Below are 13,653 nucleotides of genomic sequence, written 5' to 3' on the forward strand. Positions count from 1 at the left end.
CAGAAAACGGGGCGGTTGCCATGCCGACCGCTCCCGTCTGGATGACGCAGCAGGAAATGTCCGATGCGTTCAATGTGTTCGGCTGCCACATCCGCAAGGCTGTCCATGCCATATACAAGAATGGCGAATTGTTGGAAAGCGAAACGAAGCGGTACATCAAACAGGACAACGGGATAAACTACGATGTTTACAGCCTTGAAATGGTGATAGCCGTTTCCTTCAAGTTAAGAGGTCGGGAAAGCATGGCTTTCCGGCGGTTCATCATGAGCAGGCTGACCATGAACAACAGACAGCCCGTCAACCTTTTCTTTTCGCTCTCCCCGTCGCGTGGAAAGAGAACGGGAAATTGAGCAGACCTCAGACGGCGTAACACTGTTTTACAGGGAATTCCCGTCAGCCTACATGAACGCTTCCCGGTAATTGGCGGCAAGCATCCGTTCGATGTCCGATTCCTTGTACAGAATCTTGCCGCCCAACTGGTAATAGGCGATTATGCCGTTGTTGCGGTAGTCCTGCAAGGTGCGTCGGCTCACTTTCAGCCGTGCCGACACCTCCTTGTCCGTCAGGAAGCGTTCGCCGCCCAATATCGGACGGCTGTTTGCCATAAAGTTCTCGATACCGTCCAGCAGACGGTCAAGGCTGTCGCCGAACTCGACGACAAGCGCATGGTTCTTGGTAATCATTTCACTCATTGTTACGTTGGATTTAGTGGTACATAATAATCAAACGGCTTTGTCTGCCAGCTTACCTTCAACGGGCTTGACGATGCGCAGCATATCCTCCGGTCGGTAAAACACCTTGTGGTTTATCTGCGAATAAGCCAGTGTGCCGTTGTCACGCAGGGTCTGCAAGGTGCGCGGACTGATGTTCAACTGTTGGCAGACCTCTTGGTTGTCCATCCAGCGGTTTAATGACTTGCCGCCTTGCTTGGCAAGGAGTTCGTTCACACGGTCTGAGAAGCGGCTGAACTTTGCCGCCATTTCTTCAAACGCCTCTTTCTGAAAAATCAATACTTCCATTGTCAATACTGTTTTTAATGTTGATACTCGGTTTTGGACGCAAAATAAATGGGTATCGTGCATCAAACAATAGGTTGGCACAATCGTGGCAGCTTGTGGCAGGGAGTGGCGTTGTTCGTAATCTAAGAGATATGGATTTTTAGCGAAAAAATGCTACCATATAATAATTCTGAACTTGCTATAACACAGCAATATTACTATCTATTTGAAATCTATATCCGACTTATGCCTTTATATTTCAATCAGGTTCGGGAGGTTAAAGTTTGTATAATCTCCATTCATAATAGATCCATTTGAGAAAATGGTTGGACCATCTTCCTTCACTCCGTGTTGTTTATGGATATGGCCAAACAGATGTAAACGGGGTTTTATTTCTTTTATCCTCGCCAAAAGTTCTGTCGAACCATAGTTTAACTCATCGTCAAAATCAAGAATACCATAGGGCGGGCAATGGGTAATCAATACGTCAGTATTGGTAGGTACGGCTGCATAGTTGCGACTCTGACGGTCAGAAATACAATCTTCCATGAACATGGGAACACCATAGAATTTAACTCCATCAATAACCACACCGGAATTACATAGATAATGTACATTCTTATCCAGTCCATCTATCTTAGATCCGTATAGGCAGGCATCGTGATTGCCACAAATAAAAATCTTGTGAGGGTAAGGAAGGTCGCAAAACCAATTCATGAAATCAATGGCTTCTTGCTCGCTTCCATTCATGGTAAAATCTCCTGAATGTATAAGGATGTCAGCATCGGGCAGCTGTGTGAGCCGCCGATGCTGACTGTGAGTGTCAGAGATGTGGAGAAAATTAATTGAGTTGGTCGGCATTTCCTTTTGAATTTCTATAACGGTCTATACATTGGTCCATCTTCTCAACCAAATCCTTTTCATCCTTTATCTCGCTACCATTAATGGTCAGGTTGTTGTTTTCTTCATAAAGGCGTTTATTGTCCTCATACAGGTCAATCCAATTCCAATGTTGCCAACGGAACGCATACTCTGCATCATCAACATAAATGAAATGGATGTCCCATCCCCAGAAAAAATCACACCCTTCAATCTTCTGGTTGGTGTAGATCTTGCCAAGCTGTTTGTTGGACAGGTCAATGCACCCGCCGTAAAGGGGTGACAATAGCTTGTTACGCTTGTCAGCGATTATGTATTTCTTCCGATCAGCTTTTGCGTTGTAGGGATAGAGAATGTAAATGTCGTTGTCCCTGTAGTTCAAATGACATCCTCTCTCAATATAGTCCAATAAACCGGATATCACAAGTTCTTCTTGCACAGCCTTTTGCTTTCCTTCGAATGATGAGTGGTAATCAGGATTAACCTCGAAACTGGAAGAACACAACATTTCATCGATTGGGCAACTCCACTTGTCATCTAACAAATTAGAACGCCAAGACGATTGCGTACTATCAAAAGTAATCCCCCAAAACATATCCCATTCTGTAAATTTACTAATAAAATACCGCAATAAAGTGGATTTGTTCTTGTAAAATCCTTTTTCGCCGAATAGAAACTGAGCATTTCTCCATTTTGTCGTAAAATTATTCCACTCCCATTTATTGTTTTTATTTCTAAACAGAAATCGGATTGCACCATTGAAAAAGGCATATCCTTCTGCTTCCGATATAGCCGACTCCCAATTCCATTCTTTATCGTCACTCCAATCAGTAGGCCGCTCGGGTAGTTGCGCTTCCTGAGGTTTAAGTATTTGCTTGGCTTTCGCTATTTCCTCTCCTAATTGTTCAGGAGACGCTTTTGATTGTATTTTGAAATCTTCGCTTGCCAAATATTCATAGATGTTTTCCACGTGTTTGCTCAATTCATCTATTAATTTCAGACGAGCGACCATTGCGTCAACCGTATTTATCGTGGTGTTCTCCGCTAAATTGCACACCACTCTCATCCACCTTCTGAAGCGACGCTCATTGAACGCTGAGCAGGATTCCAAATACCGGCATACCCCGAAGAATACCACCCTTTGCGTCTGCGTGAGCGTGGAAATGGTATTACCAGTATATTTAGGGATGAAATCAAACTCCCCGAACCACTTTGGAAGATACTCTTTGACATCTTCCTTGGCTTCTGCCAAATGCTTAAAAAGGGTACTTAGGTTTTCCAAAACTTCCAACCTTGAGAGGATGGCGGCGTAGATGTCGTCAAAACCATTGTTATAGCCAAGCAACGAATCGTCTGACTTATTACCATACAGTTTCCATTCTTTTGATGTCTCCTTTGCATTATTATATATGATAGCGTAATTCAGGAAGTAACGGTTTAGGAAGGCGAAGTAAATCTTGTCAATTTCTCCATTTGATGCGGCTTTTTCCCAAAAAATGTCAGTCCAAGTAGTATCGAGTTTTAAGGGAATGCCCCTTTCGATATCAAGGAAACTTCTCCAGGCACAATTCTCTTTTGCCTTCCTTTCAATGTACCCGATTAAGTCGGCCTTGAAATTCTCAAACGAAGTGAGTTGCTTGCCACGTGCATTCATTTTGATGTACAGCTCATCTGTCAGTCCAAAATTTTTAAGCGGAAGATAATAAAATACGATAGGAGCATTTTCAGAAATCAAAGCCTTCCAATATTTTTCAAAGCTTTCTTTGTTTCTTTCGTCAAACAACTCTTCCAAGCCATCAATAATATCGTTACCTTGTTTGTCGTTAATCTTTGTACCGCCAATCATTCTCAACATTGATCGTATGGTTGGGTCTTGCTTCCAGGAAGAGTAAAACCAAGTGCGGCTGGTTATGAAATCCACAATTCCTGTGTTGCCGTCATATTCTTCAAAATTTTGGGGTATGCATAGGTTTCTGCAAAACTCCCTTGAAGATATTCGCGTCTCGTATGTGAAATTTCTCAGCCTTACAGAGGCTTCTTCGAGCTTGCCAGCCCTGAGTGCCACGTACCAATGAAGCAGCCATAGCGTGGTAAGCCTTTGTTGACCGTCAAGTGGAGATAGTTTGCCTTCGTCTTCGGAACCATAAACAAAATCAAGTTTCAATGCAGGTTCCGGCAATTGATAATCTAATGCTAGCTTTAGGTTCACGAGAAAATTGTTGCGCAAGTGTTCTTTGCCCAATCTGCCCTGTGCATAGTCGCGTTGTATTATCGGAATTTCTATTTGGTAATTGCCGATAAATTTCCAGAAAGAAGTTGCTTCGTTTGTCATTGTTTGTCCTCCTGATCGTTTTGTTCAAGCTTTTCCAAGCATGAGTCTATGTCGTTTTTGTAAGCTTCAGCGTCAGCTTTTGTCCAATAGTTATTGTCACCGATTGTAGATGAGTAATATTTTAGGAATACTTGTTTCGTGCACGGTGGAACAAAAGAGGAAGTGGCCCACTTGCTTTCTTTGTCTATTGCGAGCTTCCCGTCTTTCATTAGCTTCGGTACTGGTATCAGTTTGCCTTGGTCCTTGCCAATAATGACACGGCGTTTCGCGGAAAAAATGGCGTTGCCATAACTCCTGTTTGTTGATGAATCAAGCAGGGTGTAATTCCATATTCTGTTCTTTTCTTCTGGCGTCCAGACCTCAGGACCTTCATTGAAGTTCTTTTTTATTTTCTTGAAAAGCTCGTCTTTTGTATTTTTATCCTCGGTGTCGAAATAGTTGTTTATGTATTTCCGTATATCTTCATCGGCACTTAGATAGACGTTGACAAGCCATTCCTTGCGTGTGCCGTCATCTTCTTCTGGGTTGCTTGTGCTGGAATTGATGTGCTCCACGTCCCATCCTTCCAACTTATACAAGTGGAACGGAAATTTGTAAAATATCCCTATCTGGTATTTATTGTTGCTTTGTTGTGCCTGGTTTTGATTTATCACAGTCTGTATGTTGTGAAACAGCAATAGGCAGCAGCAGTTGCGCTTGTCGCTTCCATCTTCTTTGTATGGGTAGTCTGTGCTATTGTTGCCTATCGCTTTCTTGATTTCGTCTTTCAGGTAGCGTACAAATTCCTTCTTACCTTTCTTCGCTTTCCATGAGTTTACAAGTTGTTTAATGGGAATGGTGCCTACCGCAAGGAGAAAACCCACGTAATGATAAAGTTCCAAGTCATCATACCATTCATTAAACGTCTGGAAATAGGATTTTACAGTCTGCCAAGCCTTTTCTGTTTTTTGCAATAGGGTTTCTTCGTCATTATTCCCATCTATGTGTGAGGACTTGAAGTATTCATAAAAATATCGGAATGTCCTGTGTTCGTCAGAACCAATAATCTTTTCCTTTTCATCCTCTTTATTGAGTTTTTCAATATTAAGCGAATTTCTGCTGCAAATCAAATCGAAGATGAAGTCTATACGCGTCGGACGATCATAACCCTTGTCGTGCAGGAATAGCCAAAACTCGTCGCTTTGCAGGGTATATTCTATCTTATCCCATTCGCTTGCGATTTCTTGTTGCCTCAATCTTAAACTGTCCGTCGACTTTCCCGCAAAATTAGATCTGTTGAGGAACAATGCCTTTATCAGCTCTGAATTGGTAAGGGCTATTTTGCCGATGTTCAGTCGGGTGAACACCTTTATGGGGTCTTCGTCAACAGATTCATACCATATAAAATTAACTTTGTTTTTCAGCTTGTCCAAGAATGCCCCTTTGTCAAAGTCTGGTTTGAGCCATTCCTTCACGGTTTTCTTGGCTTGATCCATATAATAAAAGTCAATGTTTTCATTCTCGTCATACTTATCCATATTGAGAAGGAACTCCCTGCTTTTGGCGCGAGTTGCGTATTCCAATGAATAAGGCTCATTGGAGTCAAGGCTTCTGAGAATGATGTATATAGTGGTAAGTCGCTGTTGACCGTCTATAACTTCCCACTTGCCAACGCTCTTATTGAGAATTTCCCTTATCTCTGAAAGTTTATTCGTTTCATGTATTTTTGTTACAATATCTTTTTCGTTGCGTAGTCTCACCACCAATGGTTGCAAGCAATAGAATCCATCCTTGCTGGCATCGAACTCGTTGATGTCGTTGAGCAAGTCCTTCACTTGTTGGCGTGTCCACCTGTAGCCGCGCTGATAATTCGGGATGAAAAAGCTCAAGCCTGAAAGCTCTCCTATTGTTTTCAACCCAATTTGATTGTCGTTACATTGTTGTCCCATAATATTCGTAATTTTATAATTTTCCACTATAGTATTTCATTTCCTCTAATCCACAAAGTCCGAAGTCCTTTATTTCTCTCAGAAACAGCCGTGCACACATCTCCGCGTCATCTCCTGCCCGGTGATGCCGTCCGTAGGGAATCTTAAACTGGTCGCAAAGGTAATCCAGACTATTGCAACCGAAGTCATAGAGCTTGCGGGCGGCACGCAGGGAGCAATAATAAGTAATGTCAGGCTTCTCCATGCCGTATAGTTCCAATGAATGACGGATGCAACCGACGTCGAAAGCGGCATTGTGAGCCACAAGTATAGGAATATCTTTAAGGTATTCACTGATTTCCGCCCATACTTCCGGAAACTCTGGAGAGTCAACTGTATCATTCGGGCGGATGCCGTGTATCTGCATGTTCCAATAACTGTACCTGTTTCCTTGCGGACGGACAAGCCACGAACGGGTCTTGGTCACCTCACCGTTACGCACCACACAGATACCGGCTTCGCAAATGGAAGCACGTTTGCCTGTGGCCGTTTCAAAATCTATGGCTATGAAATTTATTCCTTGCATGGCTTGCCCTCCTTCTTCTCTGTATAAAAGTCCAATATGTTTTGGGCGAAGTTGCGCATCTCGTCACGTACCGATTCCGGCTCCAATACTTCCACTTGGTCGCCTTGGGCAAGCACCAACTGATAGAAGTCGAAAGTTGGTTTTAGGTGGTATTCAAAGAGAGTCGATTCGTCATCACTTCCAATCTCACGCTGTGATTCATGCAAAGGCAATGTGCGCAAATAGTCCGCAAAACCATTGTATGCCCGAAGAACAATCTTTTGAGACGATTCGTTAGAAGTGATTATGCCACAACATCCTTCAAAATAGCTGTGTACATCGAAGTTCTTTTTCATCTTGAACGTCCGTCCCGTATCTTGAATGTCTGAAATATGGTCGAGGGCGTACACCAAATACACATCACTTGGCTTGACGCCTTGTTCTTTATTCCGCTCGGAGTAATAAGGACTGCGCGCCACCACATACCAACGGCGTTTCACCACTTTCAAGAAGTAAGGCTCAATGTCGAATGTGCTGGGTTCCGGTTTGCCGAAGCCTTGGTGCGTAATGCTCAACACATGGTTACGACGCATGGCATCCGCAATGCAGGTCAGCCAGGTCTGTCCCGAAGGGATTTCCTCAAAGATAATCCGGTCTTCCAGCTTGTTATCCGCTTGTATCTGGTTCAATGTGGCGTATGAACTGATAAGCCAGCTGCGCAGATTATTGCCCTCTATGCGTTCCGGCTCGTCAATATAATAACGGTATCCGTCCTTCCGGTCACATTCTATATATACATCAAAAATGTCTTTGATGGCTTTCTTATGGTTATGAAAGGTCTTCAAAGGCAGTTCCTCGCCATAGCCTAATCCACTTTCCTGCCAAAGTTCATTGATTTCCTGAAACGTCAGCCGTTTGTATCTGCGCAAGATGTCCATCAGCCATACGTATCGTCCAAAAAGATTTGCTGCCATATTGCTGTCATTTAATGGTTATGCCACAAAGTTACGCATTTCCTTGTGCCAAATCGTAGCTCAATATTAAATTTTCTCTTTTTCCTGCATTTCTTTTTATGATATGCCGCGTTTTGGCATTTAACGCTCTTTACTTTGCAGCAGAATGAATGATAAACTTCTAAACATTAACGTATTATGGTAACAAAGAATTTAAGCAACGATTTTATGGCGAAAGTATTGGAAGATGCCGCTTGGAAGGAACTTTCGGGCGACTTTGCTTGGAACGAACAACTGCTGGAGAAATACAAGGACAAAGTGGAATGGAAAACGATTTCCAGTAACAGCAATATCCTTTGGACGGTTTCTATGCTTGAGAAATTCAAGAACAGGATTGACTGGGAAGAAATCTCCGGCTCAAGCAACGAACACCTGTTCACGGCAGGAAACTTGGAGAAGTACAAGAACTATTGGAACTGGCGGGAATTATCCCGTAATTCCGACCTGATACTGACTCCGGAACTTTTGGAGCAGTTTGCCGACTACTGGGACTGGAATGAAATCATTGATTGCTACGGCAGGGATGGCCTGTACAGTGCGGAGTTTCTGGAAAAGTATCAAGACCGTATTCCCGCTTCCTCTTTGCAACATTCACGTCTGTGGGATAAGTTGGTTGAAGATGAAGCAAAGCGGCTGAAAATACAAATACTATCCTAACGCAATTGATTATTTCATGAAGAGGCTACCTCAAAGCTGGTTAGGAAGGTAGCCTCTTTGTAGTGTGCTCGGCAGACTTATTGCTTACTTGCCCATTTATCCAAATAATATTTGCTCATTTATTATTGGATATTTAGGCAAGTAATCTATGATTCAGTAACAGCGTGGCTTTAATATCCTGTTCATTGTTTTCATGAGTAATCATACCGAAAAGCATGTCGTCATATCCTAAATGCCGGCGTATAGCTTCTTCAAACCGTTCCTTTTCTTCACCTGTCGGTGGGCTGCAAGCCGGAAACGATAGAAAAACGACAGCATTATTGTACTTCTCATACGTTAGTTGTTGGTATTTGGTCATTGACTCTAAAATGTAGTCCAAACGTCCATCAGTTCCGCTTGTGATGGACAAATAGTCGTATCGTCTTCCATACTCAATGTGAAGAAGGAAATCTACATCGCTTCTCTTGAAACTGCTGCCTTCGGAGGAAAGCTGCGTTATTAGGTTTTCACGGGTAGCCATCTGTCTCAGATATTCATCACGTTTGTTTTGACGATATTTCCTTTTCCGCTTTGAGCGGTTTTTCCTTTCATTGGAAAAGCAAAAAGGATTTTCCACTTTGGTGTACCGCTCTCCGTTCCTTCCCTGCCAGCGTAGTTTACGTGGAATCTGATGCTTCCAAATACTTTCTTTCAACTTGTCCAAAGCAACCTCATATTTATTAATTGGCTTACGGTGGTTGAGTATTCTGTCTAACGTCTCCTGTTGCCTTTTCGGAAAAAAGCCCCAAAGGGTGATTTCCCTTAAACAATTCATTGCCAGTTCCTCATCAGTTAAGTGAACATCACTGTCAACAATAATATTAGCAGCCAGATTTTCTTTCCAACAGGCTGTATGCATTGGATACACGCAGATCCATTCCTTTTCTCCCTCTGTTTTTCTGCCGCTCTTGATTACACGGATTTCGTGCAGTCCGCCCTTTTCTGGCTTCATGCGGCGCAAAATGTCGTATGCCTCACGGAAAGCATAGATGTTGTCAAGATTCCTCTGTTCAAACTTTTCCAAATAAGGGCGAAGACTGTCGAAGTCGACTTTCATAATAAGTTCTTTCAGTGTCATAAGCATAAAAAAATCTTTTCGGGCAAAGAAAACAAATACTTGCGTAAAAACAAAGCATATCCATAATCTTTTTGCTTGTGCTTCAATTCGGCATACGTAATCGTTACTTTTGCAACGAAAATCATGAAAATAAGGCAACGATGAAAACAATTCAAAATCACAACGTGAAGATATTTACGGACAACATAGAGACAACTGCTATCGAACAGATAGAACAGTTGCTGGCTATCCCCGCATTCAGCGGTTGCAAAATCCGCATCATGCCCGACGTTCATGCCGGGGCAGGCTGTGTCATCGGCTTTACAGGTGACTTGGGAGACAAGGTTATCCCCAATATCGTAGGTGTGGACATCGGTTGCGGCATTCTTGTGCAGTCGTTCACCTGCATGAAAGAGATAGATTACCACGCCTTGAATGAGTTCATCCTACATCACATCCCGTCAGGACGCAATTATCGGGACAACAAGTATGCAACACTGCCACAAAAGTATATGGATGCTTACCGCGAGAGCAAGGACCTCATCAAACAGATGTGTTGCTACCGGGAATTGAAAGAGACGAAACGCCTCAATCTCTCCATCGGTTCGCTGGGCGGAGGCAACCATTTCATTGAATTGGATAAGGATGAAAGCGGTCTATTTTATTTGGTTGTGCATACCGGAAGCCGTAATCTGGGCAAACAAGTTGCCGATAATTACCAGAAGTTAGCCGTGAAATGCCAGTCCGGTTGGGCGGAACTGATGGAGGAACAGAACCGTCTGATTGCGGAATACAAGCAGGCCGGACGGAAAGACGAGTTGCAGGACGTTATCCGCGAACTGCACAATTCATTCAAGATGCGTAAACCTACGATACCGCCCGATTTGTCCTACTTGGAGGGCACCTATCGGGAAGACTACCTGTACGACATGCGCCTCTGCCAGCAATGGGCAAAGATAAACCGGCGCATGATTACGGGGCTTATCATGGATTACCTTATCCGTCAGGGATATGCCGACATGTGTGAAGACAACCTTCAGTTTGAAAGCATCCATAACTATATTAGCGATGATAACATCATCCGTAAGGGTGCCATCTCTGCCAATGCCGGAGAAAAATGTATCATCCCGTTGAATATGCGTGACGGTTCTCTCATCTGCATCGGTAAAGGCAACGAAGATTGGAACTGCTCTGCTCCCCACGGTGCAGGCCGCATCATGAGCCGAAGTCAAGCTTTCCAGAACATCAGTTTGGATGATTATGCCCGCTCTATGCAAGGCATCTATACAGAATGCGTGAACGAAGAGACCAAGGACGAGTCGCCGATGGTGTATAAGCCAAAGGACGAGATTATCCGCAATATCAACGATACTGTATCAGTGGTGAATGTCATTAAACCGGTGTATAACTTTAAGGCGGCGGAGTAAGCCACCTATTGGAAATGAATAGGACAAGAAGTATGACGGATTTTCAACAAATTTTCAATGTATTTGAAGACTATAGCTTGGCGCTTTCCATGCTCGATGATTACGATCATCAACGGATGTCCCGACCGCAGGGATGTAAAGGCACATACGTTCTTACCTACGAAGAGTGCCGAAGCCTGATTGACACAATGCGTTTCAGCTGCGAGTCGGACTTGTTCGGTCATGAAAAGGATGATTCATTCAGAGGCAGCATTGGAAACATTTACCAGAGTTTCGCAGGAAAGGATGTCTATCCATCGGTGGAAGAGAAAGCTGCCAATCTGCTTTATTTCATCACCAAGAACCACAGTTTTAACGATGGCAACAAGCGTATAACGGCAGCTTTGTTTCTATACTTCCTCAACCTCAACGGTATCCTGTATGACGGAAAAGGTCAGAAACGCATAGCCGACCATACGCTGGTTGCACTTACAATTATGGTTGCTGAGTCACGCATGGAGGAGAAAGAGATTATGGTCAGTATCGTCATGCACTGTATCGGATAATTTTTTCCTTTTTCTATAAATCCCATATAAGAAAATATGAATGTTCGTAATTTACCCAACCCGACCACATTGAAAATGAAGATATACTTCGTTTGCCGATGAAGTATATCTTCGTTGGCTGTTGTAGTATATATTAAACTGGCGATGAAGTATATCTTCGTTCTCAGAGGGTATATATTGGCCGAATCGAAATTCAAGGAAATACAACAAAGAAGAAGGTGCTAAAAATTGATCTGCACTTTCTTCTTTGCTATCTTCAAACAGCTTTATTCAATAGCAACATAACTTTTATTTGTTCACATTCATTATTCTCTACGACAGTACCGAACAGGATATTTTCATATCCCAACCGGTTATGCACCGCTTGACGGAATGTCTCCAGTTCTGTATTATCCGGCGGATAACAGGAAGAATAGCGGATAAATACAATCGCATGGTCATATCGGCTTAAATCAAGCTGTTGGTATTTTGTCATGGACTCAAGGATATAGTCCAACCGTCCGTTTGTTCCAAGAACAACGGAACAATAATCATACCGGATGCCATACGCAATATCGAACAAAAATTCCACATCGCTACGCTTAAAGCTGCTGCCCGGAATGGTAAGCATCTGTATGAGCGTTTCCCGTTTTGCCATGACCTCAAGATATTCTTCGCGCTTGTCTTGACGGTATTTCCGTTTTTTCTTGCTGCGGTTCATCGGCTTGTTACAAAACTTGAATGGGAAATGTGCAATGGTCAGCCGTGCACCGTCTTCATCCCTTGCACGGAACTTGCGAGGGGTCTGATGCTTCCACATGCTTTCTTCCAACTTGTCCAATGCCACTTCGTAACGATTCAGAGGCTTCCGCCTGCCGAACATCTTGGAGAATGTGTCTTCACGATCTACGGGTGAGAAACCATAGAAAGTGATTTCCCACAGGCAGCGCATGGCAAGTTCTTCCATATTGAGCTGCATGCCGTTGGGAAAAACAAATTCTTTAGCCAATTCTTTCTCCCATACATTATCGTCCAAGAAGTTTACCTGTGTGATTTTTGTTCCGTCTTCTCTTGTTGTCGTTATTATGGTAACTTCCCCTCTATAATCCTTGTCCGGTTCCATGTTCCTAAGAATATCGTATGCTTCACGGAAGGCATAGATGTTATCCAAATTCTTCTTTTCCCATTTCTCCAGATACGGGAGAAGGCTGTCGAAGTCAACCTTCATGATAAGTTCTTTCAGTGTCATTTTTGATGTCGTTTATTGTTAGTTGATAAGATTGATTCAGCGTAATGTTTTGTTCCGGTCGGAGAGGAATGGCAAGATTATAGTCTAGTAAGAATTTGTTGCCGGAGTTTAGTTCATCCCATGTGTCATACTCCACCGCATAAATGTCGTTCTCCCAACCAAAGAAATCACCGTCATATTCCTGTGCGAAGCGCACGGCATACATGGTTCCGCTGATAATGGGGCATTGCGCCACAATGACCGATTGGGTCAAAGCCACTTGCATACGGCATCGGGCAACCAGCCTCGTAGGGTTTGCCTTCATGCCGAACGGATGTTCGGACACGATAGTTCCACCTTTTGCCACGATTTCCTCCTGTAAGGTTTTGTTTACTTTTGGATGTGTGATGTCCAATCCGGAAGCGACAATGGCGATAGTCTGCCCCTCCGCATCAAGACAACCCCGATGCGCCGCCGTGTCGCATCCCAATGCAAGACCGCTGATTACCACATGGTCTTGCCCGCCTATCTGCTTGCCAAACCGATAAGCTGCGTCCAAACCTTCAGCATCGGCTGCACGGGCACCGATAATGGTCACTGTATCGTTCCGGTTGAGCAATTCCAAATTGCCTGATACATGAATGAGAGGTGGGGTGTCATTGCATAGATTCCTGAAATGGTAAGGATAATCGACTGCATAATACGGAATAGTGATAACTCCTGCTTTAGCCTGCCTGTCCAATATCCGTTTCGCTTTGTCAAGCTCACGAGTGGCTTTTGCTGCCGTCCTTTTTAGCTGTTCGTTAACTTCGGGATTAACTCTTTCTATTATTTGCCGGGAAGAATATCCCAGCAGTTGCAAGCAAAGCAATTCTTCCACTGAAAGACATGAGGCTTTCCATTCGGTTTCTTCTTCTTTCCTTTTCTCAATTCTTCCTTTCAGAATGTCTGGCAAATCAAAATCTTCCATAATAAGTTTTTGCTTGCAAAAGAAATCATTAAATGTGCTGAATTGAAGCATAGGCAA

At 43.4% G+C, this 13,653-nt stretch carries 13 protein-coding genes and 1 pseudogene; 4 read left to right on the top strand and 10 right to left on the bottom strand.

Features of this window, described 5'->3' with window-relative positions:
• Window positions 1–20: 20 nt before the first annotated feature.
• Window positions 21–350, top strand: a complete 330-nt coding sequence (locus tag BQ8005_RS00910) for a virulence RhuM family protein (RefSeq protein WP_075316763.1) — start codon at window positions 21–23, stop codon at window positions 348–350.
• A gap of 48 nt (window positions 351–398) precedes the next feature.
• Here the strand turns inward: BQ8005_RS00910 and BQ8005_RS00915 are convergent, their stop codons facing one another.
• The 7 genes from BQ8005_RS00915 to BQ8005_RS00945 form a co-directional block, all read right to left on the bottom strand.
• The gene (locus tag BQ8005_RS00915) at window positions 399–692 is read right to left on the bottom strand and encodes a helix-turn-helix domain-containing protein (protein ID WP_075316764.1); all 294 of its coding nucleotides are present in this window, start codon (window positions 690–692) and stop codon (window positions 399–401) included.
• A 30-nt stretch (window positions 693–722) separates the two neighbouring features.
• Window positions 723–1,019, bottom strand: coding sequence for a helix-turn-helix domain-containing protein (locus tag BQ8005_RS00920; RefSeq protein ID WP_013616389.1), 297 nt, complete (start codon window positions 1,017–1,019; stop codon window positions 723–725).
• Window positions 1,020–1,250: 231 nt separating this feature from the next.
• Window positions 1,251–1,859: a metallophosphatase domain-containing protein gene (locus BQ8005_RS00925; RefSeq protein ID WP_075316765.1), complete on the bottom strand. Its 609-nt coding sequence runs from the start codon at window positions 1,857–1,859 to the stop codon at window positions 1,251–1,253.
• Complete coding sequence (locus BQ8005_RS00930) at window positions 1,840–4,209, bottom strand: DUF262 domain-containing protein (protein ID WP_075316766.1); 2,370 nt, start codon at window positions 4,207–4,209, stop codon at window positions 1,840–1,842. Before BQ8005_RS00930 ends, BQ8005_RS00925 begins: the two co-directional genes overlap by 20 nt.
• Complete coding sequence (locus BQ8005_RS00935; protein WP_075318821.1) at window positions 4,206–6,137, bottom strand: DUF262 domain-containing protein; 1,932 nt, start codon at window positions 6,135–6,137, stop codon at window positions 4,206–4,208. Before BQ8005_RS00935 ends, BQ8005_RS00930 begins: the two co-directional genes overlap by 4 nt.
• A 13-nt stretch (window positions 6,138–6,150) precedes the next feature.
• The gene (locus BQ8005_RS00940; RefSeq protein ID WP_013616393.1) at window positions 6,151–6,702 is read right to left on the bottom strand and encodes a 3'-5' exonuclease; all 552 of its coding nucleotides are present in this window, start codon (window positions 6,700–6,702) and stop codon (window positions 6,151–6,153) included.
• Window positions 6,690–7,655, bottom strand: a complete 966-nt coding sequence (locus tag BQ8005_RS00945; protein WP_075316767.1) for a helix-turn-helix transcriptional regulator — start codon at window positions 7,653–7,655, stop codon at window positions 6,690–6,692. The genes BQ8005_RS00940 and BQ8005_RS00945 overlap by 13 nt, the downstream gene beginning before the upstream one ends.
• Window positions 7,656–7,832: 177 nt before the next feature.
• Between BQ8005_RS00945 and BQ8005_RS00950 the strand changes: the two genes are divergently transcribed.
• Window positions 7,833–8,351 (top strand): hypothetical protein, encoded by a 519-nt coding sequence (locus BQ8005_RS00950; RefSeq protein WP_075316768.1) that lies wholly within the window; start codon window positions 7,833–7,835, stop codon window positions 8,349–8,351.
• A gap of 133 nt (window positions 8,352–8,484) precedes the next feature.
• Here the strand turns inward: BQ8005_RS00950 and BQ8005_RS16990 are convergent, their stop codons facing one another.
• The gene (locus BQ8005_RS16990) at window positions 8,485–9,468 is read right to left on the bottom strand and encodes a hypothetical protein (protein ID WP_083610471.1); all 984 of its coding nucleotides are present in this window, start codon (window positions 9,466–9,468) and stop codon (window positions 8,485–8,487) included.
• 140 nt (window positions 9,469–9,608) lie between these two features.
• On the opposite strand from BQ8005_RS16990, the gene BQ8005_RS00960 reads away from it, so the two are divergent.
• Window positions 9,609–10,874, top strand: a complete 1,266-nt coding sequence (locus BQ8005_RS00960) for an RtcB family protein (protein ID WP_075316769.1) — start codon at window positions 9,609–9,611, stop codon at window positions 10,872–10,874.
• Between the two features lie 206 nt (window positions 10,875–11,080).
• Window positions 11,081–11,419, top strand: a pseudogene (locus BQ8005_RS00965) (type II toxin-antitoxin system death-on-curing family toxin); the annotation flags it as partial.
• 256 nt (window positions 11,420–11,675) lie between these two features.
• Here BQ8005_RS00965 and BQ8005_RS16995 read toward each other — a convergent pair.
• Together BQ8005_RS16995 and BQ8005_RS00975 are read right to left on the bottom strand one after the other, a co-directional pair.
• A complete protein-coding gene (locus BQ8005_RS16995) occupies window positions 11,676–12,647 on the bottom strand; it encodes a hypothetical protein (protein WP_013616401.1) in 972 nt (323 codons plus the stop codon).
• Window positions 12,616–13,596, bottom strand: a complete 981-nt coding sequence (locus BQ8005_RS00975) for a DNA-processing protein DprA (RefSeq protein WP_111936086.1) — start codon at window positions 13,594–13,596, stop codon at window positions 12,616–12,618. The genes BQ8005_RS16995 and BQ8005_RS00975 overlap by 32 nt, the downstream gene beginning before the upstream one ends.
• Window positions 13,597–13,653: the final 57 nt, after the last annotated feature.

The organism is Bacteroides togonis, assembly GCF_900130135.1.
Taxonomy (GTDB): Bacteria; Bacteroidota; Bacteroidia; order Bacteroidales; family Bacteroidaceae; genus Bacteroides; species Bacteroides pullorum.